This window comes from Rhodococcus sp. PAE-6, from assembly GCF_025290685.1.
Lineage (GTDB): Bacteria > Actinomycetota > Actinomycetes > Mycobacteriales > Mycobacteriaceae > Rhodococcus > Rhodococcus pyridinivorans.
Window position 1 is genome coordinate 499,335 of the sequence record NZ_JAOCLZ010000001.1, and the last position, 23,619, is coordinate 522,953.

Below are 23,619 nucleotides of genomic sequence, written 5' to 3' on the forward strand. Positions count from 1 at the left end.
CGATCACCGCGGCGGCCGCGCCGCGATGCCCTTCAGGTAGTGGTCGATGTTGCTCACGGTCTCGGCGAGCGAGTCGCCGCCGAACTTCTCGAGGGCGGCCTGCGCGACGACGAGGGCGACCATCGCCTCGGCGACGACACCCGCCGCGGGCACCGCGCACACGTCGGAACGCTGGTGGATCGCGACGGCCTCGTCGCCGGTGGTCATGTCGACCGTCGACAGGGCGCGCGGCACGGTCGAGATCGGCTTCATCGCCGCCCGCACGCGCAGGGCCTCACCGTTGGTCATGCCACCTTCGATGCCGCCGGCGCGGTTGCTCGAGCGGAGCACACCGTCGAGGCCGGGCTTCATCTCGTCGTGGGCAGCGCTGCCGCGGCGACGCGCGGTCTCGAAGCCGTCGCCGACCTCGACACCCTTGATGGCCTGGATCCCCATGAGGGCCGCGGCCAGTCGCGCGTCGAGGCGATCGGCACCGCTGACGAACGAACCGAGGCCCACGGGCAGCCCGTGCACCACGACCTCGACGATTCCGCCGAGGGTGTCGCCGTCGCGCTTGGCGGCCTCGATCTCGGCGATCATGGATTCCTCGGCGGCCTTGTCGTAGGCACGCACTGGGCTCGCGTCGATCGCGGCGAGATCGTCGGCACCGGGTTCGGAGCCGACATAGGGATCGGATGCGCCGATGGAGATGACATGCGAGACGACCTCGGCGCCGAACGCCTGGCGCAGGAAGTTCCGGGCAACCGTGCCGGCCGCCACGCGTGCTGCGGTCTCCCGGGCGCTGGCGCGCTCGAGGACGGGACGCGCGTCGTCGAAGCCGTACTTGAGCATGCCCGCGAAGTCGGCGTGGCCGGGGCGGGGACGGGTCAGCGGCGCGTTGCGCGCCTGACCTTCGAGCAGTTCGGCATCGACCGGGTCGGCGGCCATGATGGTTTCCCACTTGGGCCATTCGGTATTGCCGATCTCGATCGCGATCGGGCCGCCCAGGGTGCGTCCGTGCCGGACGCCACCGATCACGGTGACCTTGTCGGCCTCGAACTTCATGCGTGCGCCGCGGCCGTAGCCCAGTCGCCGTCGCGCGAGTTGCTCCGAGATGTCGTTCGACGTCACCTCGACTCCGGCGACCATCCCCTCGAGCATCGCGACGAGGGCGGGACCATGGGATTCTCCAGCAGTTATCCAACGCAGCACACGTCCATCCTTCCATGTTCGTCCGCCGACTCGACATGCCGCCCCTGGTCAACCCGTCGAGATCGCCGCCAGTGCTGCGGCGGCGCACATCGACGGTCCGTGGGGAAGCACGCGCGGAGCGGCATGCGCTTCCCCGCGGCGGGTCTCCCGGAGCCGCAGAAACAGGGCCGCACCTGCGGTGAGGACGGGTGGGAGCAGTGCACCGAGGAGCACCGCCGAGGGGCCGGCGAGTCCGGTGACGGCACCGAGCCCGAGGGCGAGTTTGACGTCGCCTGCACCCACCGACCGCGGCACCGCGAGGTGGGTGATCAACAACGGTGCCGCGAGCAGAAGTGCACCGGCGAACGCCGCCCGGCCGTGCCCCGTCGCCGCGGCCACGCCGAGGATCGTGCCCGCTCCCCCGAGCGTCAGCACGTTCGGCAGACGCCGCACGAGCAGGTCCACGGTGCTCAGGCACACGCACCACCATCCGAACATCGCTGCTCCGACGACCGCCGCGCCCGTGGTGATCGAGACCGCGACGAGTGCGGCTGCCGCGCATGCCGCCTCGCACGAACCCGGCAGCGGCCGACGACCGGCCGTTCTTCCCGCCACCACGCGCACGATCGCTCCCACGCCCACGCCGAGAACCACCATCGCGAGCTCACCCACCGTCTCCCCTGCCACGACCCGGAGCATCCCCCATCCACACTCGCCGGCAGGGCGTTCGCGCGGTGTCCGGCCCGGTCCTGTGGACAGGCACGTCTCCTGTGGACAAAGCCGCACAGTGCGGCGATCGTCCTGCGAGGATTGCCGGAGTCTGTCGGTTCCGGTCGGAAGGTTCTGGTCGAATGGAGATTTCGTCGCTGCTCGAACACGTGGGCACGGCCATCGACGTCGTCGGAGTCGGCGTCATGGTGATCGGCGCATTGGCGGCGACGTGGATCGCGGCGTCCGCGCGGCGGCGCGGACCGGGTTCGGAGATCTACGAGCCGTACCGGCGCAATCTCGGCCGGTCGATCCTGCTCGGCCTCGAATTCCTGGTCGCCGCCGACATCATCAAGACCGTCGCCGTCACGCCGACCTTCACGTCGGTGGGTGTGCTGGCGGTCATCGTGCTCATCCGCACCTTCCTGAGCTGGTCGCTGCAGCTGGAGATCGACGGCCGGTGGCCGTGGCAGCGTTCGGTTCCCGACGCCGAGACGACGACCGGCACGACGCCGGCTACCTGAGCGCGTCCCGGACCTCGTCCCGCCGGCGCAGCAGATGCGCGCGCTCGATGGCGTTCTCCGTCCGCGCCGCGGCGGTGGCGTATGTCTCACTCGCCTCGGTGAGCCGGCCGAGGCGGGCGAGCAGGTCGGCCCGGACTGCGTGGAAGACGTGATACCGCTCGAGGTCGAGGTGGTCGACGATCCCGAGAGCCGCTGCGGGGCCCTCCACTTCGGCGAGTGCGACGGCCCGGTGCAACGCGACGACCGGTGTGGGGTCCGCGGCGAACAGCAGGTCGTAGAGCGCGACGATCTGCGCCCAATCGGTGTCCTCGAAGGTGGGCGCGTCCGCGTGCACTGCGGCGATCGCGGCCTGGATCTGATAGGGCCCCGGCCTGTTCCAGCGCAGGGTGCGCCGCACGAGTGCCTGCCCTTCGGCGATCTGCGCGCGGTCCCACCGCGAGCGGTCCTGGTCTGCGAGCAGGACGAGTTCGCCGCCGGGTCCCGTACGCGCCGAGCGCCGGGATTCACCGAGGAGCATCAGGGCGAGAAGTCCCGTGGTCTCGGGATCGTCGGGAACGAGCCCGGCCAGCACACGCGCCAGCCGCACCGCCTCCGAACACAGGTCCGTGTCGGCGAGTTCGGGTCCGGCGCTCGTCGTGTGGCCCTCCGTGTACACGAGATAAAGCACGGAACGCACCGCGTCGAGACGTTCGGGAAACTCGTCCGGGGACGGGATGCGGAACGGGATGCGCGCGTCGCGGACCTTCCCCTTGGCTCGGGAGATCCGTTGCCCCATAGTCGTTTCCGGCACGAGGAAGGCTCGGGCGATCTGCGCGGTGGTCAGCCCGCCGAGCAGCCGCAGTGTCAGCGCGACCCGCGACGCAGGCGCGAGCGCCGGGTGACAACAGGTGAAGATCAGACGGAGGCGATCGTCGGGGATCTCGGGCGGGACGACCGCTCCGGAGTCGAACGCGTCGCCGGATGTCGGGTAGAGCAGGTCCGCCTCGGCGTGCTTGACCGGACGTGCGGCCTCCCGCCGTGCCCTGTCGATCGCCCGGCGACGGGCGGTGGTGATGATCCACCCGGCCGGGCTCGGCGGGATCCCTTCCCCGGGCCACCGTTCGACGGCGATCGAGAAGGCGTCCTGCACCGCGTCCTCGGCGGCGTCGAGGTCGCCGAGGACGCGGGTGAGCACGGCGATCGCCCTGCCGTATTCCTCACGGAAGGCACGTGCGATGTCGGCGGTGGACGGCCCGGTCATCGAGCTTCGCACGTCATCCGGCGCAGGAGCCGAACGCCAGGGGCCGCACCTCGATGGGCAGTGTGGTGGCGTCGGCAAGACCGCGCGCCCACCTCAGCGCCTCGTCGAGGTCGGGCACGTCGATGACGTCGAAGCCACCGAGATGCTCCTTGCCCTCGATGTACGGACCGTCGGTCGTCGCCGTGCGCCCCTCGTCCGTGCGCACGACTGTCGCCGTGTCCGGAGGGTGCAGGCCGCCGGAGAACACCCAGACCCCTGCCTCCCGGATCTCGTTCTGCCACGCCGCGACCTTCTTCATGATCGGTTCGAGGAACTCCGGTGACGGCGGTTCACCGTCGGGCTGGTAGATGCTCAGTAGGTACTGCGCCATGGCGGGGTCCTTCCCCTCGGCGGCCGGCGGTTCCGGCCTCTCACCCTCTATACGAACGGTAGGGCGCCGATTCGACACCTGCGCGGAGAAATCCGCTGCCCACCCGCTCAGGCATCGCGGGTGGACAGCGGACGGTGTCGGGTGCGGCCTACTGCGCGACGAGTTCGACGATGGTGGCGTTGGCCTGGCCGCCGCCCTCGCACATGGTCTGCAGGCCGTACCGGAGGTTAGTGCGGCGCAGGTGGAAGATCATGTCGGTGAGGATGCGGGCACCGGAACCCCCGATCGGGTGACCGAGGGCGATCGCACCACCGTTGGGGTTGAGCTTGTCCTCGGGTGCGCCGATCTCCTTCTGCCACGCCATGGGCACCGGAGCGAACGCCTCGTCGACCTCGAAGACGCCGATGTCCTGGTGGGGCCGCGCCCCGTCGTACCGGGTTCTCAGGCCGGGTGCGGAGAGTTCAGGTCGAGCCCGACGGCGCGCGCCATCTCCGCGCGCGGCGCGGGCAGTCCCGTGAACTGCTCGACCTGCCCGAAGGCCTGGTTCAGGAGCATGTGCAGACCGCTGACGACGCGGACACCGCGTGCCTCGGCCGCTGTCGCCAGCGGCGTGGGCCAGGGGTCGTAGATCGCATCGAGGATGCACGGGGCCTGTGCGAGAGCCTCCGCGTACGGCGCTGCCGCGGGTGCGGGCACGGTGCTCACGAGCGCACCGGCCTCGGCGCAGACCCGGCCGAGATCGGGTGCGTCGAACGACAGCCATCGGGCCTCGATGTCGCCGCCGAGACAATCGAACGTCGCGCGGGCCTTCTCCTCGGACCGCGCGACCACGGTCACCGAGCGCACACCGAGGTCGGTGAGACCGACGAGCGCCGGTCGCGCGGTGCCACCCGAGCCGACGACGACCGCCGACGCGTCGGACAGATCGCCGACGCCGGCCGAGCGCAGTGCTCCGGACACGCCGTCGACGTCGGTGCAGTCGGCACGCCAGCCGTTCCCGATGCGGACGAGGGTGTTCGCCGAGCCGATCCTCACGGCCCGCTCGGTGCGTTCGGTGGCGAATTCCAGTGCCGCGAACTTGCCGGGCATCGTGACGGACAGACCGACCCATTCCTCCCCGAGTGAGGACACGAGCCCCGGCAGTTGTTCACCGGTACATTCGATGCGTTCGTAGGTCCACTCGGTCAGCCCGAGTGCCCGGTACGCCGCGAGATGCAACAGGGGCGACTTCGAGTGCGCGATGGGTTTCCCGAGGACCGCGGCCCTTCGGACACCTCCGTTCGGATCAGCGGCCACTGTCGAGGATCCCGCTCGCGAGTGCCAGTTCGGTGTTCTGCAGGTGCTCCTCGTAGGAATTCGCGAAGAGCGTGGTGCCCTTGTCGTCGATCGTCACGAAGTAGATCCATTCCCCCGGTTCCGGGTTCTCCATCGCCTGCAGCGCACCGATGCTCGGTGACGAGATGGGTGTCGCCGGAAGACCAACCATGGCGTAGGTGTTCCAGGGGGTCACCCGCGCGCGGTCGGCGTCGGTGGTCGCGAGTTCGGTCTCGTCGAGTTCGTAGTTGACGGTCGAATCGAACTGGAGCATCTGGTCGATGTCGAGGCGGTTGAGGATCACGCGCGCGACCTTCGCGAAATCCTGTGGCAGAGCCTCGCGTTCGACGAGCGATGCGGAGATGAGCATCTCGTACGGGGTCAGCCCCACCCGTGCGGCCGCGTCGGTGATCCCCGTCGCGTCGTAGCTGGCAGCACTTTCCGACACGAGGCGAGCCAGGATCTCGACGGGTTCGGCCGTCGGATCGAAATCCCAGCTGCCCGCGGCGATGAGGCCTTCGAGCTGCCGCCTGCGGTCGGGCACGTTCGCGACCGCGTCGCGTGCCCATTCCGGAACTCCGAGTGCCTGCAGGTCCGGGGTGGCCCCGGCCGCGTCGAGTTCCTCGTAGGTGACGCAGTTCTCGGCGGCCGGATCGCCGTGGCAGCTCGCCTCGGCGATGAGCGTGTAGATGCCCTTGCGGACGGCACCGGTGTTGACGTCGCGGATGTCGTGGAGCTGACGTCCCTCGGAGATCACGAGCGCACCGACCCGGCTGGCCGGGTCGACGAGGGCCGCGACGGCGTCGACAGCCGGGATGTTGGTGGCCACCTGGTAGAAGCCGGGTTGCAGCGAATTCATCCCCGAGTTCTGCACGGCCGCTTCGTAGAAGGCGGCGGAACTCGCGACGACACCCTTGTCGACGAACTCGCTGCCGATCTCCCCGGCGGTCTCGCCCGGGTTGACCTGGACGACGACGGCCGGTCCGGGAGGTCCGGTGAAGTCCGGCGGAAGATCGGTGCCGAGGAACCGGTCGTAGGCGAGATAGCCGCCACCCACGACGACGAGCAGGAGCACCGCGGCGGCGAGCGCGCCTACGACACGTCCGCGCTTCTTACGCCCGCTCGCCTTCGGATCACGGCGTGCGGCGCGTTCCGAACCACCGACCGCGAGGGGGACCGCACGCTGCTCGGCGGTAATCTCCTCCGCTGCGACCGCGTCGTCGGCGGGGTCGTCGTCACGGCTCGCGTCGCGTGCGGCGTAGGAGTATCCGCCCGGGTACTCTTCGTCGAGATGTCCCTCGTCGGGGTGATCGGCCGGAGCGTGTCCGCGATCGGCGCCGATGGACCCCTCGTACTCGGATCCTGCGTAGCCCCCGTCGCCGTAGCCCTGCTCGGCATAGCCCTGTTCGGCGTGACCGGGCGGCGGGCCATCGAATACACCCGGCTCGAAGTTCAGGACCGTGGTCTCGTGATCGTCGGGATCGGGTCGACGGGCCTCCGGGTGCCCACTCGGGACGCCCTCGTATCCACCACCGCCGTACGGATCACAGCCGTGGGAGTCGTTGCCGTACGGGTCGTGCCCGTATGCATCGTGACCTCGAGGGTCGGATGCGTACGGATCGTCGTACCGGTAACGCGGGTCTGATCGATACGGATCCTCGGATCCGTATCGATACGGATCCCCGGATCCGGTGCGATCCACTGGAGGTTCCGTGTACCCATCGGCGTAGGGATCCGCGAACAGATCCTGCCGTGCGTTCTCCGAATGGTCGTCGTGTCGTCCGTGCCGGCTCACCGGCTGTCCCCCACGTCACGCCCCGACTCGTTCACTACCGAACTCCGCTCGTCCAACCAACCCTGCAAGATGGCCACGGCGGCGGCCTGGTCGATGACCGGCCGCGCACCTCGCGCACTCACCCCGCTCTCGCGGAGGGCGCGCGCCGCAGTGACCGTCGTGAAACGTTCGTCGGCCAGGCGCACGGGAACGTCGGGTAAGGCACGGCGAAGTCGACGCGCGAAGTCGCTCGCCAGTTTCGCAGCCTTGCCGGGCTCACCGCGCAGTGTCTGCGGCAGCCCGACGATAACCTCAACAGCCTCGTATTCCCTAACGATCTCGACGATGCGCCGGATATCGGGTGCGTCGGGTCCGCGTTCCTTGGACCGCGGCACCGTCTCGACCGGGGTGGCGAGGATCCCGTCGGGGTCGCTGGAGGCGACCCCGATCCGGACGCTCCCGACGTCGACTGCGATGCGGCGACCACGGCCGGGATCGTCCACTCCGGGACGATCGGGGCGCGGCGGTTCGGCCACGCTCAGCCGGCCAGCTCGCTCAGACGGGCACGGAAAGCATCGAGTGCGGCCGGGATACCGGCCGGATCCGACCCTGCGCCCTGAGCCATGTCGGGCTTGCCGCCCCCGCGACCACCGATCGCGGGACCGAAGCTCGCGACGAGGTCGCCTGCCTTGATGCCCTTCTCCTGCGCAGCCTTGGTGGTGGCCACGACGAAGGGCACCTTGCCACCGGCGTTGCCGAGCAGCAGCACCACGGCGGGCTCGGTGCCGAGCCGGCCACGGACGTCGGATGCGAGTGTGCGCAAGTCGTTGCCGGCGACATCCTCCGGGGCGGCCTCGGCCACGACGAGCACGTCACCGACGCGCTGCGCCTTGCCCGCGTACGTTCCGGCTGCGGCGGCGACGTTCGCGGCGCGGGTCTTCTCGAGTTCCTTCTCGGCGGCCTTGAGCCGATCGAGCAGGGCCTCGACACGTCCGGGCACCTCCTCGGAGGGAACCCTCAGGGTCGAGGACAGGCCCGCGAGCAGCGCGCGTTCCTTCGCCAGGTGGCGGTACGAGTCGAGACCGACGTACGCCTCGACCCGGCGGATGCCGGAACCGACGGACTGCTCACCGAGGAGCGTGACGGTGCCGACGTGCGAGGAGTGCTGCACATGCGTGCCGCCGCACAGCTCCATCGAGAACGGGCCGCCGATCTCGACGACGCGGACCTCGTCGCCGTAGTTCTCGCCGAACAGGGCCATCGCGCCCATCTTCTTTGCCTTGTCGAGGTCGGTGACGAAGGTGTTGACGGGATAGTTCGCCGCGACGGCCTCGTTGGTGACGGCCTCGATGTCCTGCTTCTGCTGCTCGGACAGGGCGCCGGGCCACGAGAAGTCGAAGCGCAGGTAGCCGGGCTTGTTGAGCGAACCGGCCTGCACGGCGTTGGGGCCGAGCACCTCGCGCAGCGCGGCGTGGACCAGGTGGGTGCCGGAGTGGCCCTGGGTGGCGCCCTTGCGCCACTCGGGATCGACCTGCACGAGGACGGCGTCGCCTTCGACGACCTGGCCCTCGAGCACCGTGACCTTGTGGGTCCACAGTTGCTTGGCGATCTTCTGGACGTCGTCGACCTTGATCTTCAGGCCCGGGCCGGTGATGCTGCCGATGTCGGCGATCTGGCCGCCGGACTCCGCGTAGAGGGGGCTGCGATCGAGGATCAGCTCGACCTGCTGGCCCGCGCTCGCCGCGTGCAGGCGCTCGCCACCGGTGATGACGGCGAGCACGTGCGCCTCGGTCACCAGCTCGCTGAAACCGGTGAACTCGGTGGGACCGCGGTCGAGGAGTTCCTTGTAGACGGTCAGGTCGGCGTGGGCGTGCTTGCGGGCGCGGGCGTCGTCCTTGGCGCGCTGGCGCTGCTCGGCCATGAGCGATCGGAAACCCTCCTCGTCGACGGTCAGGCCCGCCTCGGCCGCCATCTCGAGGGTGAGGTCGATCGGGAACCCGTAGGTGTCGTGGAGGGTGAACGCCTCCGTGCCACCGAGCACATTCCTACCCTGCGACTTCACGGTCTCTACAGCGCCTTCGAACAGCTTGCTGCCGGTACCGAGGGTCTTGAGGAAGGCCGTCTCCTCGCCCACCGCGACGGTCTCGATGCGCGAGAAGTCGGTGTCGAGTTCGGGATAGGACGGGGCCATGGTGTCGCGCACGACCGCCATGAACTCGCGCATGGTGGGCTTGTCGGCGCCGAGCAGACGCGCCGAGCGCACGATGCGGCGGAGCAGGCGGCGCAGCACGTAGCCGCGGCCGTCGTTGCCGGGGTTGACGCCGTCGACGATGAGCATCGCCGCGGTGCGGGCGTGGTCGGCGATCACGCGGAAGCGCACGTCGTCGTCGTGCTTCGCGCCGTAGACGGCGCCGGTGAGTTCGGCGGCCTTGTCGATCACGGGGCGCAGCAGGTCGGTCTCGTAGACGTTCTCGACGCCCTGGAGCAGGAAGGCGACGCGTTCGACACCCATGCCGGTGTCGATGTTCTTCTTCGGCAGCGGGCCGAGGATCGGGTAGTCGTCCTTGGCACCACCCTCACCGCGCTCGTTCTGCATGAACACGAGATTCCAGATCTCGATGTAGCGGTCCTCGTCGGCCTCGGGGCCGCCTTCGACGCCGTAGGCGGGGCCGCGGTCGTAGAAGATCTCGGAGCACGGACCGCACGGCCCGGGGATGCCCATCGACCAGTAGTTGTCCTTCATGCCGCGACGCTGGATGCGTTCCTCGGGAACGCCGACCTTGTCGTGCCAGATCGAGAACGCTTCGTCGTCGTCGAGATAGACCGTCGCCCACAGCTTCTCGGGGTCGATTCCGTAGCCGCCGTCCTCGACGGATCCGGTGAGCAGCGACCACGCGAAGGTGATGGCCTCTTCCTTGAAGTAGTCGCCGAACGAGAAGTTGCCGGCCATCTGGAAGAAGGTGTTGTGGCGGGTGGTCTTGCCGACCTCCTCGATGTCGAGAGTGCGCACACACTTCTGCACCGACGTGGCGCGGGTGTAGGGCGGGGTCTGCTGCCCGAGGAAGTAGGGCACGAACGGGACCATGCCGGCGTTGACGAACAGCAGGTTGGGATCGGCGAGGATCAGCGACGCGCTGGGCACCTCGGTGTGTCCCGCCTTCACGAAGTGATCGAGAAAGCGCCTGCGGATCTCGTGGGTCTGCACGTCGATGGTCCTTTGTGGTCTGGCGATGGTGTGAACTTCCCGGGACGGGCGGTCGACCCTGTCGATCGGCCGTTCTTCAGCTTATCGCGCCGCCGAAAGCGGCCGCGGTACGGCGCCGTGAGTACTCGGCGGACGGCGTCACCGCTCACCGCGCACGATGCGGCGCAGCTTGGGCAGGCGGGCCGACAGCTCCCGTTCCACACCGCGACCGGTCGGCTCGTAATAGTCGACGCCGACCAGCTCGTCCGGGGCGTACTGCTGCGCGAGCACGCCGTCCGGGTGCGCGTGCGGGAACTTGTAGCCGATCGCGTTGCCGAGCTTCTGCGCGCCCTGATAATGACCGTCGCGCAGATGGGCGGGCACCGGACCGGCCCTGCCCGCCTTCACGTCGGCGATCGCGGCGCCGAGCGCGGCGGTCACCGAGCCCGACTTGGGTGCGGTGGCGATATGGATGGTGGCCTGGGCGAGCGCGAGCTGGGCTTCGGGCATCCCGACCTGCTGCACGACCTGCGCTGCGGCGACCGCCGTCTGCAGGGCGGTGGGATCGGCCATGCCCACCTCCTCGCTGGCCTGGATCATCAGGCGGCGGGCGATGAAGCGCGGGTCCTCCCCCGCGACGATCATCCGGGCCAGATAGTGCAGGGCCGCGTCGACGTCGGAGCCGCGCAGCGACTTGATGAAGGCGCTTGCGACGTCGAAGTGCTGATCGCCGTCGCGGTCGTAGCGCACGGCGGCCTCGTCGATGCTCGACTCCACGGTCGCGAGGTCGATGACGGCCGCGTCGCCACCGGAGACGGCGAGCGCCGTGTCGGCGGAGGCCTCGAGCGCCGTCAGGGCACGGCGGGCGTCGCCCCCGGCGAGCCGGACGAGGTGGTCGAGGGCGTCGTCGTCGATCTCGACCGCACCGGCGAGTCCACGGGCGTCGGTGCGCGCACGTTCGAGCAGTGCCCGGATGTCGTCGGGCCCGAGCGGCTGCAGTTGCAGCACCAGCGAGCGCGACAGCAGCGGGGCGACCACGGAGAACGACGGGTTCTCGGTCGTCGCGGCGACGAGCAGCACGATGCGGTTCTCGACGGCAGCGAGCAGCGCGTCCTGCTGGGTCTTGGAGAAGCGGTGGACCTCGTCGATGAACAGCACGGTCTGTTCGCCGTGGGTGAGGCGCCGACGTGCCAGGTCGATGACGGCACGCACGTCCTTGACGCCCGCGGACAGGGCGGACAGCGCTTCGAACCGGCGTCCGGTGGCTCCGGAGATCAGTGAGGCCAGGGTCGTCTTCCCGGTGCCGGGCGGACCGTAGAGCACGACGGAGGCGGCTCCCGATCCCTCGACGAGCCGCCGCAGCGGTGCTCCCGGTTCGAGCAGGTGCTGTTGCCCGACCACCTCGTCGAGACTCGCCGGTCGCATGCGCGCAGCGAGCGGCGCGTTCGCGCCGCCGGCCGCGACGGGTTGCCGGCGGACCTGCGGTTCGTCCTCGGGTTCCGGTTCGCGTGGCGCCTCGAACAGGGCGTCCGGTTCGGCAGACGGGTCGTTCGCCCCGAAAAGATCACTCACGCATCCGACGCTACAAGCTCGCACCGACGCCCGGTCGGCGGCGGCGTTCGTCGTTCGCATGGACGGATGACCGACCGTGTGGTCGGATCTTGATCGTGCCCACGACACCGACCGCCGAACATGTGTCCCGCCGCGCCGTGCTCCGGTCGTCGATTCTCGCCGCCGGTGCTGCGGCCTTCGCCTCGACCTCGCAGCACGCGCAGGCATCTCCCGCCGTCTTCGCCCACGGCGTGGCATCGGGAGATCCGTTGCCCGACGCGGTGATCCTATGGACGCGGGTCACACCCTCGCCGCAGGCGGCACCCGGCTCGGGTGCGGGACCGGACGTCCCGGTCACCTGGCAACTCGCCCGCAGCAACAGCTTCGACACGCTGGTCGCGAGTGGGACGGTGACAGCGAGTTCCGTCTCCGACCACACGGTCAAGGTCGACGCCCGCGGGCTCGCACCGGGCACGACCTACTTCTATCGATTCCGCGCCGGCGGTGCCGTCTCCCCGACCGGCAGGACGTTCACCGCGCCCTCGCCCGACGCTGCGGTCGCACGCCTGCGCTTCGGGGTCGTGTCGTGCGCCGACTGGGAGGGCGGTTTCTTCTCCTCCTACCGCCACCTCGCCGCACGCGACGATCTCGACGCCGTGGTGCACCTCGGCGACTATCTGTACGAGTACGCGGCCGGGAAGTTCCCCGTCGCCGGTGGCCGCGGAGTTCGGACGCACGAGCCCGCCCACGAGATCGTGAGTCTCGCCGACTACCGCATCCGGCACGCGCAGTACAAGACCGATCCGAACCTGCAGTCGCTGCACGCGAAGGTGCCGTGGATCGTGATCTGGGACGACCACGAGTCGGCGAACGACGCCTGGGCGGGCGGGGCGGAGAATCACGATCCCCTCGTCGAGGGCGACTGGGCCCCCCGCAAGGCCGCGTCGGTGCAGGCCTACGACGAGTGGATGCCGGTTCGCCCGAACGGCGGACGGCTCTACAGGCGCCTGCGGTACGGACGGCTCGCCGAACTGTCGATGCTGGATCTGCGGAGTTATCGCTCCGAGCAGGTCCTCGGAGCCGGACGGCAGGTCGACGATCCGAGTCGCACGATGACCGGACGGGACCAGATGGAGTGGCTCACCGCAGGCCTGGCGAGCTCCCCCACCCGGTGGCAGTTGATCGGCAATTCGGTGATGTTCTCGCCGATCGTGTTGCCGCCCCTCGATCCGCGGACTACCGGAGCACTGACCGAACTCGTCGGAGTGCCAGCTGGAGGTCTGCCCTTCAACACCGACCAGTGGGACGGTTACACCGCGGACCGTCGACGGTTGATCGACACCATCACGGCGGCGGGACTGCGCAACGTCGTCTTCCTCACGGGCGACATCCACACCTCGTGGGCGATGGACGTCCCGGTGGACGCCGCCGACTATCCGGGTGCCGGCACCGTCGCCACGGAGTTCGTGGTTCCGTCGGTGACGTCGGCGAACATCGACGAGTTGCTGGGTGTGCCCCCGCGGAGCCTGTCTCCCGCGCTGGAGGCGACGGCGACCGCGACGAATCGGCACGTGCAGTTCGTCGAACTCGATTCGCACGGTTACGGGGTACTCGACGTGACTCCCGATGCGACGCAGATGGAGTGGTTCTTCATCGGCGAGCGCACGGATCCGAACGCGGCCGCGCGCCGCGTCGCGGGATACCGGGTGGCCGACGGCGCGACGAGGATCGAGCCCGCCGCTCCGCTGGTGTAGACGCCGGTCGGCGCCCGCCCGATCGACCGCTCTACCCGGCGGTGCGGTCCTGGAGGTGGGCGAGCACGTCGCGGGCGTGTGCGGCGACGTCGTCGTGGCCTGTCGCGGTGGCGAACTCGGCGAGCAGCGACCAGCGGGCGCGGAGCGCCGGGATGCGCGGCACAGACAGTCCGTGTTCGCGTACCGAGGCGATCCGCGCATGGTCCTCGGGCAGGAACAGGTGCGTGCTCAGCCAGATGCACGCGAGCAGGGCGTCGAGCAGCCGCTCCTCGAGCACCTCGTCGTAGGCCAGCTGCGGCCACATGGCGACGACCTCGGCGCGCCACGCGTCGGCCATCGCACGGATGCGATCGACGGACAGCGGCACCGAGCACAGGCACAGCGGGAAGGAACTGAGGGCGTACGCGATGTCCAGGGTCGCGTCGCGGAAGCCGCCCCATTCGTAGTCGAGGAACTGCACACCCTCGTCGCCGACCACGATGTTGTCGGGGCACAGGTCGGACGGGCTGAAGGCCCGGAAACGCCCACCGGTGAACAGCTTGGACGCCCGCTCGGCACGCTCGCGTACCGACTCGGGCACCGACAGGCCGAAGTCGGCCTCGAGGAGCTCGGGCACACCCCGCACGGCATCGAGGGCCTGCTGGGACACGGCGTCGGCGACCCGCGCGACGTCGGCGCGACGCAGCAGCGCCGCGAAGTCCTCCTCGCGGCCGACGGTCGCCGCATGCATGCGTCCGAGTGCCTGAGCCAGGGCCATCAGGGTGTTCCCGGCGGCCTCGGAACTGTTGCGGAGCACCTCCGACAGGGTGGTCGCGTCGCCGAGGTCGCTGAGGACCAGCAGGCGAGCGTCGAAGTCGTAGGCGAGCAGTTCGGCGCCCGGACGGTGATCCTTCGCGAGGGCCGTCGTGAACTGGTAGGAGACCGCCTCGCGGAGGAAGGCGATCTGCTCGTCCGTCTCGGAACCGCGGAAGTCGACGTGGCCGGTGCCACGCGAGGGCGGTACCTGCTTGAGGACGAGAGTGCGCGGGAGCGAGAACGGATTGGCGGCCACTCGTACCCGTACGACCACCGAGCGGCCACTGCCCCCGAGATCCACGGGATCGGTCAGGGTCACCGTGGCGCCGGTACGGCGGGTGAGCAGCGCTTCGGCGGCGTGAACCACCTCGGACACGGGGTCTGCCAATGTTGCGGTCATCACTGCCCAATCTACAGGTTCTCGGTCACGACGAGGTCCTCCACAATGCTCGGATCGAGCAGGACCTTCTTCACCCGTGCCCGGCCCACCAGGTCGCTTTTGTCTGCTTTGCGAGGGGAAATCGCTGTTCATCCGGGTGTGTCCCCGTCCGCGCCCCGGCCGCTCCGCTCCTCGGGCGCCGGTCACGATCGGGACACGTCACGATCATTCCGGTGAAACGTGTGTCACCTTCTGAAAACCACGGGCGGTGCCACGATCCACCGCAGCCTTCACGACACCGAAGATCAGACCCTGGAGGGCGGCCGCGATCAGCACGTCCCGGGTGCGCTGCGACAGATCCTGAGGTTCGGGCCGTTCGTCACTGCCGCCGACCTTCTTCCACACTTGGTTGAAGACGGCTCCGGCGAGGATGCCGCCTCCCACACTGGCTGCGAGAGCGAGCGGCTTGTAGAAGATCACGCGTGCGTCGGCCATGGATACCTCCTCGATCCGTCGCCCCCGTTGGCGCCGGACCGACGGAGTACCCGGGCAGGATCCTCACAAACCTCATCGGGCCCACGAACCTCACTCGGGAGCACCACCGGACGGCACACACGACGGCGCGGTGCCCCGTCCGGAGACGGGCGACACCGCGCCATCGACAGCTACGGGTGATCAGGCCTTGTCGGCGCCCTCGGTCTCGGGTTCGGGCACGAAGTCGATGCCTGTCTCCTTGCGCTGCTCCGGCGTGATCGGGCCGGGTGCATCGGTCAGCGGATCGACCCCGCCACCGGACTTGGGGAACGCGATGACCTCGCGGATCGAGTCCATCCCGGCGAGCAGCGCGGTGATGCGGTCCCAGCCGAAGGCGATGCCGCCGTGCGGGGGCGCGCCGTACTTGAACGCCTCGAGCAGGAAGCCGAACTTCTCGTTCGCCTCCTCCTCCGAGATGCCCATCACCTTGAACACCCGCTCCTGGATGTCGGGGCGGTGGATACGGATCGAGCCGCCACCGATCTCGTTGCCGTTGCAGACGATGTCGTAGGCGTACGCAAGCGCCGAACCCGGATCGGTATCGAAGGTGTCGATGTACTCGGGCTTGGGCGAGGTGAACGCGTGGTGCACCGCGGTCCACGCCGAATGACCGAGGGCCACATCACCGCTCGCGGTCGCGTCGGCCGCCGGCTCGAACAGCGGGGCGTCGACCACCCACACGAACGCCCATGCGTTCGGATCGATCAGGTCGAGCTTGCGGGCGATCTCGTCGCGGGCGGCGCCGAGCAGTGCACGCATCTGCTTGGTGGGACCGGCGGCGAAGAAGATGCAGTCGCCGGGGTTCGCGCCCACGTGCGCGGCGAGACCCTCGCGTTCGGCGTCGGTGAGGTTCTTGGCGACCGGACCGCTCAACGTGCCGTCCTCACCGACGAGCACGTAGGCGAGACCCTTGGCACCGCGCTGCTTGGCCCACTCCTGCCATGCGTCGAGCTGACGACGCGGCTGGCTCGCGCCACCGGGCATGACGACGGCACCGACGTACTCGGCCTGGAAGACGCGGAAGGTGGTGTCCTTGAAGAACTCCTTGCACTCCACGAGTTCGATGCCGAAACGCAGATCCGGCTTGTCGGTGCCGAAACGGCGCATGGCCTCGGCGTAGGTCATCCGCGGGATCGGGGTCTCGAGTTCGTAGCCCACCAGGCGCCACAACGCGTGCAGCACCTCCTCGGCGAGGAGGATCACGTCGTCCTGATTGACGAACGCCATCTCGATGTCGAGCTGGGTGAACTCGGGCTGACGGTCGGCGCGGAAGTCCTCGTCGCGGTAGCAGCGGGCGATCTGGTAGTAGCGCTCGATGCCACCGACCATGAGCAGCTGCTTGAACAGCTGCGGGGACTGCGGCAGAGCGTAGAAGTTACCGGGCTGCAGGCGGGCCGGGACCAGGAAGTCGCGCGCACCCTCCGGCGTGGAGCGGGTGAGGGTCGGGGTCTCGACCTCCACGAACTCGTGGTGGGCGAGCACCGCGCGGGCAGCAGCGTTGACCTTGCTGCGCAGACGGATGGTCTTGCCCGGCTTCTCGCGACGCAGATCCAGGTAGCGGTACTTCAGGCGCGCTTCCTCGCCGACCTGATCGTCGAGCTGGAACGGCAGCGGGGCGGCCTCGTTGAGAACCACGAGCTCGGAGGCGTCGACCTCGATCGCACCGGTCGGGATCTCGAAGTTCTGGTTGCCCTCGGGGCGGACCTCCACCTTGCCGGTGATCCGGACGCAGTACTCCGCGCGGAGCCGGTGCGCCTGCTCGAGGACGCCGGCGCTGCGGAAGACCACCTGCGAGACACCCGAGGCGTCGCGCAGGTCGATGAAGATGACCCCGCCGTGATCGCGTCGCCGGGCAACCCAACCGGTGAGGGTGACTGTCTGCTCGGCGTGCTCGGCTCGCAACGAGCCGGCGAGATGGGTGCGCAGCACGGAATTCCTTTCGAAACGATCAGCGACGGGTTCGTCGGCTGTAATCCTACGAAAGACACGATCGGCCCGAGCGCACCCGTACCGAATAGTTCGTGCCAAGCTTGTCCGAATCCGACGAACACGGGAGAAAGCGGCGGCGATGACGTTCAGAGAAGGTGCACGCATGGATGCGGGCCGTGTCCGTACCGGCGGCGGTGGGCGTGGCGGAAAGCTCGCTCTCGGTGGCGGGGCCGGCGGCCTGATCGTCATCATCCTGGCGCTGCTGTTCGGCGGCGATCCGTCCTCGCTGCTCGGCTCGGGAATGCCCGACACCTCCGGCGATCCGCAAGCCGAGAGCGCACTCGAACAGTGCGAGGTCGGTGGCAGCGCCGCGAACGAGAACGTCGACTGCCGGGTGCTCTACACCGTCGGGTCGCTCGACTCGGTGTGGGAGCAGCAGTTCGCGACACAGACCGGCGTGGCCTATGTGCAGCCGGAGGTCGAGATCTTCACCTCGGCCACGTCCACCGGTTGCGGCAACGCCACCAGCGACATCGGGCCCTTCTACTGCCCGGCGGACCGGACCGCCTACTTCGACACCAGCTTCTTCGACGAACTCGAGACACGGTTCGGCGCCAGTGGAGGTCCGCTCGCGCAGGAATACGTCGTCGCCCACGAGTTCGGGCACCACCTGCAGAACCAGCTCGGCGATCTCGGTCGCGCACAGGCCGACCCGCGCGGCCCCGAATCCGGCGCTGTCCGTACGGAACTGCAGGCCGACTGCTACGCCGGGGTGTGGGCCTACCACGCCGACAAGCTGCCCGAGCCGACCACCGGAGAGCCCTTCCTCGTGCCGCTCACCGACACCGACATCCGCGACGCACTGTCGGCCGCGTCGGCCGTCGGCGACGACCGGATCCAGCGGGCCGCCACCGGCCGGGTGAACCCGGAGGGATGGACTCACGGGTCGTCCGAGCAGCGTCAGGCCTGGTTCCTGGCCGGATACCGCACCGGCCGGGTCGACGCGTGTGACACCTACTCGGCACGCGATCTCGACAACCCGCCGGCACTGCGCTGAGTTCCGCGGTGTCGTGAACCGCAGAGCGAGCGCCGGGACGCCGTCACGCGACGGTGACGGTCATGTTCGCGCGGTCGGCAACCAGGTCGGCATGCTTCCGCATGCGCAGCGAGATGGGCCAGGTACCGGCGCGGCGCGCCTTGAAACAGAAGACCCGCTCGCCGGTCCCTCCCGGCAACGGGTTCTTCGACGGCAGGAATCGGATGTCGCGAAGGACGAGTCCCTCTCCGACCCTCGACGTCGACCAGCAGTAGTCCCGGGAGGTGTTCTCACGGAGATGCAGTTCGATCGTGTCCCCGACACCGACCGTGACATCCTTCGGACCAGTGGCGATGTGCTTCATGACCTCAGGATAGCCCGCGAATGTGATTTTCCTCACTCTCCTGACCATGGCGCTAGCACACCCGTCGCGACCGCCATGTGTGATGGGACACAAAACGGGGCATTCGTTCTGCATGCACGAAGAACGAGCCGGAATCACACGCAGCGACGCGGTGATGGGAGGACGCCTTCTCGCCCTCGCACACGAGAACGGCTACAGCGAACTGACCGAAGAGATCGCGGCGCTGGTGTCGAGCCCCGGTTCGGACCCGCCGTCACAGATCACTCCCCCGCTCTACGGGAACGTGCTGAGATGGACGGTCTCGACGATCGCCGACGTCGTCGTCGACAAGATCGGCCCGCAGGTGCGTGGCGACGAGAGCTTCGAACTGACCATCCGGACCGAGAGCGGCCGTCACGTCCGGCCGGAGGAACTCCCGCAGCCGGAGAGCACCGTGATGAAAGCGGTCGTCGACGCGCTCGCCGGCGACTCGGTCGCGGCCCGCAGCGAACTCGACGAAGTGGTCTTCGCCATGGACTGGGCGTCGCAGATGGAAGCGCTGGTCGAGGCGGTGCTCTGGCTCGACCGGCTTCTCGACACCCCGGTACCGGACGGGAACGACACGCCGCCCTGGTGACCCCCATACGCGGATGGGCGTGAACGGCGAGCGATGCCCGCCTTCACTCCCCTGACCCCCGAGATACTCACGGCCTCCGTCGCCGATCGCGCCGAGGCGCTCACCGGAAGCGTGTGCATCGCCGTGAGCGCACCGGACGCGGCAGACCCGGTGGAATTCGCACAGCGTGTCGCGACGGAACTGAGAACGCGGGGCCGCGCAGCGGACGTCGTCGATCTCCACGATTTCGTCCGGCCCGCATCGCTCCGGCTCGAGCACGGACGGACCGATCCGTACAGCTACCGCCACGACTGGTTCGACTACGCCGCGGTCGACCGAGAGGTGCTGCGCGCGGTACACGAACATCGACGATGGCTTCCGCGGCTGTGGGACGAACGCACCGACCGTTCGGCGCGCGAGCGCCCGCGTCGAGCGGCGGAGGACCAGATCCTCGTCGTCGCCGGCCCTATGCTTCTCGGCCGTGGTCTCGACTTCGATGTCACCGTCGTCCTGACGATGTCCCGGGGCGCGCTCGAAAGGCGCACGCGCCCCGAGGATCACTGGACGATCGACGCGGTGCTCGAACATGACGCGGTGCTCGAACATGCAGTGCTCGAACATGCAGTGCTCGAACATGCAGGAGCGGACGCGGACGTCCTGGTGCGCTACGACCACCCCACCCGCCCGGCAGTGCGGACGCGATCCGACTGAGCGGTCCTGCCGTCGCGGATCATCGCCCCGATCGAGGCTTGGCCAGGACCCGGTGAACCGCCGAGGTCACCGCGTCGGGCGCCACCGTGCCGAAGACCGCCATGGATTTCGCGAGCACGGAGCCGGGCACCACAGTCGCCTCGCCGCGCATCAGAGCGGCATAACCGTCGCGCGCGACGTGCGCAGGATCGTCCTTGGGCGCCTTCCCGAGGATCGTGTCGAGCATCCCGGCACGTGCGAAAAAGTGGGTGTCGGTGGCACCGGGGAGCATCGCGGTGAGCGTGACCCCGCTACCGTCGAGTTCCTTGCGGACGCCGTCGGTGAAGGACTGCACGAAGGCCTTGGACGCGTTGTACACGGCCTGGTAGGGGCCGGGCATCTTCGACACCACCGACGAGGTGACGAGCATCCGGCCCGAGCCCGCCCGCAGCATGTCGTTCAGCAGCAGGTGCGCCAGATGCACCGTCGAGCGCACGTTGACGTCGACGATCGAGAGGACGTCCCCGAGCTCTGCGTCGACGAACGCCCCGCCGATCCCGACACCGGCGTTGAGCGCAGCCGCCGCCGGGACGCGACCTCCGGCCGTCGCAGCCTCGTGGACCGCCCGGACCCCTTCCGGAGTCCTCAGATCCGCGTGGACCGACACCACCTCCGCGCCGGACGTCCGCAGGTCTGCGGCGACCTCGTCCAGAGCATCCGATCTCGCCGCGAGCACGAGGTCGTATCCGTCGGCCGCGAACAGGGCCGCCAACTCCCGGCCTATGCCTCGCGATGCTCCGGTCACCAGAGCGAGAGGTCGAGCGTCGTTCATATCTCCTCCTCGGCACGTCTGGCTCGCGGGTACCCACACCCCGCCGGGTCGACACGGCGCCGGGATCTCGCAACCGTTTGGGGCGGGCACGTCCTCGGGTATGCGGAGGGCACCCTGCGCGCGCAGTCCCTTCCGAGTTCTGGAGTCCACTTGCAGCACAAGATGTATCGGTCGTCGTCCGACATTGCATCGGAGGATGCACGCGAGGAACTCTGCGCCGCCGCGCAGAAGGTGTTCGGCTGGGACACGCTGCGTCCCGAACAACTGGACGCGATGGTTCCGCTGCTGGGCGGACGCGACGTCCTCGCCGTGATGGCCACTGGCTCCGGGAAGTCCGCGATCTATCAGGTGCCCTCGCTGCTGCTACCGGGGGTGACGGTCGTCGTCTCGCCCTTGATCGCGCTCCAGAACGATCAGATCGCCGGTCTGGACCACTCGGAGGCACCCGAGGCGGTCGCGATCAATTCGCGCCAGCGCGAGTCGGAGAACGAGGCGAACTGGCGGGCCGTGCTCGAACACGATGCCGACTACGTCTTCCTCGCCCCCGAGCAGCTCGCCAAGGACGAGGTCCTGGAGCGTCTGAGAAGCGTGGAGGTCTCGCTCCTCGTCGTCGACGAAGCGCACTGTGTCGCCATGTGGGGCCATGACTTCAGGCCGGAATATCTACGCCTGGGAGACGTGGCCGAGGCCCTGGGCCGGCCACCCGTCGTCGCGCTCACCGCCACCGCCTCACCCCCGGTCCGCGAGGACATCGTCGAGGCGTTGCGCATGCGGGATCCGCTCGTCGTCGCCGGTGGTTTCGACCGCCCGAATCTCGACATCGAGGTGCGCAGGCACACTGACGACGGCGAGAAGCGACGCGCCGTCGTCGAGGCCGTGGCGTCCCTGCCCGGTCCCGGCATTCTGTACGCCGCGACCCGCAAGGACACCGAGCGATACGCCGAGGCCCTGCGTGAACGCGGGATCGACGCGTGCCCGTATCACGCCGGGATGCGCGCGGCCGAGCGCGGGGACGTTCACCTCGGATTCCTCGACGGTCGCTGCGATGTCGTGGTGGCGACCTCCGCCTTCGGTATGGGCATCGACAAGCCGGACGTGCGTTTCGTCGTGCACGCCTCGATACCGGACTCGGTCGATTCCTACTACCAGCAGATCGGGCGCGCCGGACGCGACGGGGAGCCGGCCACCGTCCTGATGTTCTACCGTCCCGAGGATTTGTCGCTCGCGACCTTCTTCACCACCCACAACCCCGACGAGGAGCTGATCGGCCGGGTGTTCTCGGCGGTCCGCTCCGCGTCGCCGATGAGGCTCGGACGGCTGCGTACCGAGCTCGACGTGCGGGGGCGGAGACTGGCCAACGCGGTGAACCTGCTCGAACGGTGCGGAGCGCTCGTCTCCGGCCGGCGTGGACTCTCCGCCGCCGACATCCCCCGACGGAAGGCGGTCGAGCACGCACGCGAGACGGCCGCGTCGGGCGAACGACTGGACCGATCGCGGGTCGAGATGATGCGGGGCTACGCCGAGACTCGCGGTTGCCGCCGCCGGTTCCTGCTCGGGTACTTCGGCGAGACGCTGTCCGACCCCTGCGGCCGGTGCGACACCTGCCGGGACGGCGCGTCCGACGAGGTTGCGACGGTATCCGTGCTTCGGGGCGCCGATACTGCCCCGGCGTACTGCGAGACGTCCGTGTTCGCCCCGAACACGCATGTCGTGCATGCCGAGTGGGGACCGGGAGTGGTGATGACCTGCGAGCACGATCGCGTCACCGTCCTGTTCGACAGCGAGGGTTATCGGACACTGTCGCTCGATGCAGTCGCCGAGTCGGGGGTGCTGAAGGTCGACGACCCCGCACCGGCAGAGCCCGTACCTGCCCATGCCGAAGAACCCGTGGCGTGAGGGGCCACGGGTTCTCCGGATCCCGTCATCACGACGGGTGGGTACGGATCAGGGGCGAACCGTGCCGGGGGTGGTCCGCGTGCGTGTCAGGAGCACACCGAGCGCGATCATGCCCAAGCCCAGGACGAAGTGCAGCCAGTCGTCCGCGGAGTTCACCGGCACGAAGTTGGCGCCGCTGTCCTTGTCGATGATCAGGCCGTAGATCCAGAGCACCAGGTAGATCCCACCGCCGATGATCAGGAAACTGCGGGCGGTTGCCACGGCCCGGGCCGCAGCGAGCCCCAGGACACCGAACAACAGGTGCACGATGTTGTGCAGGATGGAGACCTGGAAGATCCCCAGGAGCATGGCTTCGGAATGATGGCCTGCGCCCGAGAGTTGATCGTAGTCCGACGTGACCCCCGGGATGAAGCCGAGGATGCCCACCAGGAGGAAGACAGCGCCCACCACGAGCGCCGCAGTCTGCACCGGTGTTGCCGTCATCGAGCCACGGCCGGGGCTTGGGGTTCGAGATGTCATGTTCCGCGTCCTCTCACCGAACGTCCGTTAGGGTCGAGTGGTCCGAATTACATTCCCCGGTTAGCCGTGACCGAACGAACCCAAACGTCGGTTTCCGTGTTCGAGGACGGAGGTCGAGAACGGCGGCCGAGGGCGGGTGCGGCACTCCACCCTCTGGCCGGACGGACACGACCGTGTCCGGACACGACGAAGGCCCGCGGGATCAACCCGCGGGCCTTCGAGTCTGCGAGGCTCAGGCCTGGCTGCTGCCGAACGCATCGCCGGCCGCATCAGCAGAACCGGTGAAGAAGTTCAGCACGTCGAACAGGTCGGACAGGTTACCGAAGAGGTCGACAAGGAACTCGAGTGCAGGCACGGGCTTCTCCCATCAATGGAACGACATCGAAGTTGTGACGACTCGCGTCGACACGCGATCCAATTGTTACCTGCATTCGACAGCTGCGCAGCGCGAAGAATTGTAA

22 protein-coding genes and 1 pseudogene are annotated in these 23,619 nt (G+C 68.9%); 6 read left to right on the plus strand and 17 right to left on the minus strand.

Annotation, left to right across the window (positions count from 1 at the left end):
* Positions 1–3 precede the first annotated feature (3 nt).
* Both aroC and NVV99_RS02265 read right to left on the minus strand, forming a co-directional pair.
* Entirely contained in the window at positions 4–1,191 is a 1,188-nt protein-coding gene (gene aroC / locus NVV99_RS02260; RefSeq protein WP_024100779.1) for a chorismate synthase, read from the minus strand.
* A gap of 48 nt (positions 1,192–1,239) precedes the next feature.
* On the minus strand, positions 1,240–1,869 hold the full coding sequence (locus NVV99_RS02265) for an A24 family peptidase (RefSeq protein WP_041803327.1): 630 nt from the start codon (positions 1,867–1,869) through the stop codon (positions 1,240–1,242).
* 152 nt (positions 1,870–2,021) lie between these two features.
* Here NVV99_RS02265 and NVV99_RS02270 point away from each other — a divergent pair, with 152 nt between their 5' ends.
* A complete protein-coding gene (locus tag NVV99_RS02270; RefSeq protein ID WP_024100777.1) occupies positions 2,022–2,402 on the plus strand; it encodes a DUF1622 domain-containing protein in 381 nt (126 codons plus the stop codon).
* Here NVV99_RS02270 and NVV99_RS02275 read toward each other — a convergent pair.
* From NVV99_RS02275 to NVV99_RS02310, 8 genes and pseudogenes are all read right to left on the minus strand, one after another.
* Complete coding sequence (locus NVV99_RS02275; RefSeq protein ID WP_024100776.1) at positions 2,395–3,642, minus strand: RNA polymerase sigma factor; 1,248 nt, start codon at positions 3,640–3,642, stop codon at positions 2,395–2,397. The genes NVV99_RS02270 and NVV99_RS02275 overlap by 8 nt on opposite strands.
* A 13-nt stretch (positions 3,643–3,655) precedes the next feature.
* Positions 3,656–4,012 carry a YciI family protein gene (locus NVV99_RS02280; protein ID WP_006551431.1) on the minus strand — a complete coding sequence of 119 codons (357 nt, stop codon included), beginning with the start codon at positions 4,010–4,012 and terminating at the stop codon, positions 3,656–3,658.
* 148 nt (positions 4,013–4,160) lie between these two features.
* Positions 4,161–4,418: pseudogene (locus NVV99_RS02285) on the minus strand (acetyl-CoA C-acetyltransferase); the annotation flags it as partial.
* A 35-nt stretch (positions 4,419–4,453) separates the two neighbouring features.
* Positions 4,454–5,308, minus strand: coding sequence for a shikimate dehydrogenase (locus tag NVV99_RS02290; protein WP_024100774.1), 855 nt, complete (start codon positions 5,306–5,308; stop codon positions 4,454–4,456).
* Positions 5,298–7,121: an endolytic transglycosylase MltG gene (mltG, locus tag NVV99_RS02295; RefSeq protein ID WP_024100773.1), complete on the minus strand. Its 1,824-nt coding sequence runs from the start codon at positions 7,119–7,121 to the stop codon at positions 5,298–5,300. Before mltG ends, NVV99_RS02290 begins: the two co-directional genes overlap by 11 nt.
* Positions 7,118–7,636: a Holliday junction resolvase RuvX gene (gene ruvX / locus NVV99_RS02300; protein ID WP_260782746.1), complete on the minus strand. Its 519-nt coding sequence runs from the start codon at positions 7,634–7,636 to the stop codon at positions 7,118–7,120. Before ruvX ends, mltG begins: the two co-directional genes overlap by 4 nt.
* Positions 7,637–7,638: 2 nt before the next feature.
* Positions 7,639–10,305: an alanine--tRNA ligase gene (gene alaS / locus NVV99_RS02305; RefSeq protein ID WP_024100771.1), complete on the minus strand. Its 2,667-nt coding sequence runs from the start codon at positions 10,303–10,305 to the stop codon at positions 7,639–7,641.
* Positions 10,306–10,443: 138 nt separating this feature from the next.
* On the minus strand, positions 10,444–11,856 hold the full coding sequence (locus NVV99_RS02310) for a replication-associated recombination protein A (protein ID WP_024100770.1): 1,413 nt from the start codon (positions 11,854–11,856) through the stop codon (positions 10,444–10,446).
* Between the two features lie 95 nt (positions 11,857–11,951).
* On the opposite strand from NVV99_RS02310, the gene NVV99_RS02315 reads away from it, so the two are divergent.
* A complete protein-coding gene (locus NVV99_RS02315; protein ID WP_041803674.1) occupies positions 11,952–13,589 on the plus strand; it encodes an alkaline phosphatase in 1,638 nt (545 codons plus the stop codon).
* A gap of 31 nt (positions 13,590–13,620) precedes the next feature.
* Here NVV99_RS02315 and NVV99_RS02320 read toward each other — a convergent pair whose 3' ends face one another.
* The 3 genes from NVV99_RS02320 to aspS all read right to left on the minus strand — a co-directional run bounded on the left by NVV99_RS02320 (position 13,621) and on the right by aspS (position 17,226).
* Entirely contained in the window at positions 13,621–14,784 is a 1,164-nt protein-coding gene (locus NVV99_RS02320; protein WP_041803326.1) for a kinase, read from the minus strand.
* A 204-nt stretch (positions 14,785–14,988) separates the two neighbouring features.
* Complete coding sequence (locus NVV99_RS02325) at positions 14,989–15,258, minus strand: DUF4235 domain-containing protein (RefSeq protein ID WP_006551422.1); 270 nt, start codon at positions 15,256–15,258, stop codon at positions 14,989–14,991.
* A gap of 180 nt (positions 15,259–15,438) precedes the next feature.
* On the minus strand, positions 15,439–17,226 hold the full coding sequence (aspS, locus tag NVV99_RS02330) for an aspartate--tRNA ligase (RefSeq protein WP_024100767.1): 1,788 nt from the start codon (positions 17,224–17,226) through the stop codon (positions 15,439–15,441).
* Positions 17,227–17,365: 139 nt separating this feature from the next.
* On the opposite strand from aspS, the gene NVV99_RS02335 reads away from it, so the two are divergent.
* Complete coding sequence (locus NVV99_RS02335) at positions 17,366–18,283, plus strand: neutral zinc metallopeptidase (protein ID WP_024100766.1); 918 nt, start codon at positions 17,366–17,368, stop codon at positions 18,281–18,283.
* A gap of 43 nt (positions 18,284–18,326) precedes the next feature.
* Here the strand turns inward: NVV99_RS02335 and NVV99_RS02340 are convergent, their stop codons facing one another.
* A complete protein-coding gene (locus tag NVV99_RS02340) occupies positions 18,327–18,626 on the minus strand; it encodes a protease inhibitor I42 family protein (RefSeq protein WP_024100765.1) in 300 nt (99 codons plus the stop codon).
* A gap of 112 nt (positions 18,627–18,738) precedes the next feature.
* On the opposite strand from NVV99_RS02340, the gene NVV99_RS02345 reads away from it, so the two are divergent.
* Together NVV99_RS02345 and NVV99_RS02350 are read left to right on the plus strand one after the other, a co-directional pair.
* Complete coding sequence (locus NVV99_RS02345) at positions 18,739–19,242, plus strand: hypothetical protein (protein WP_024100764.1); 504 nt, start codon at positions 18,739–18,741, stop codon at positions 19,240–19,242.
* A gap of 33 nt (positions 19,243–19,275) precedes the next feature.
* Positions 19,276–19,932: a hypothetical protein gene (locus NVV99_RS02350; protein WP_024100763.1), complete on the plus strand. Its 657-nt coding sequence runs from the start codon at positions 19,276–19,278 to the stop codon at positions 19,930–19,932.
* 19 nt (positions 19,933–19,951) lie between these two features.
* Here NVV99_RS02350 and NVV99_RS02355 read toward each other — a convergent pair whose 3' ends face one another.
* The gene (locus NVV99_RS02355; protein WP_024100762.1) at positions 19,952–20,743 is read right to left on the minus strand and encodes an SDR family oxidoreductase; all 792 of its coding nucleotides are present in this window, start codon (positions 20,741–20,743) and stop codon (positions 19,952–19,954) included.
* Positions 20,744–20,905: 162 nt separating this feature from the next.
* Between NVV99_RS02355 and NVV99_RS02360 the strand changes: the two genes are divergently transcribed.
* Positions 20,906–22,639, plus strand: a complete 1,734-nt coding sequence (locus NVV99_RS02360) for an ATP-dependent DNA helicase RecQ (RefSeq protein WP_024100761.1) — start codon at positions 20,906–20,908, stop codon at positions 22,637–22,639.
* 48 nt (positions 22,640–22,687) lie between these two features.
* Here the strand turns inward: NVV99_RS02360 and NVV99_RS02365 are convergent, their stop codons facing one another.
* Positions 22,688–23,122, minus strand: coding sequence for a DUF4383 domain-containing protein (locus tag NVV99_RS02365; protein WP_024100760.1), 435 nt, complete (start codon positions 23,120–23,122; stop codon positions 22,688–22,690).
* Positions 23,123–23,390: 268 nt separating this feature from the next.
* On the minus strand, positions 23,391–23,513 hold the full coding sequence (locus NVV99_RS02370; protein WP_016933989.1) for a hypothetical protein: 123 nt from the start codon (positions 23,511–23,513) through the stop codon (positions 23,391–23,393).
* Positions 23,514–23,619: the final 106 nt, after the last annotated feature.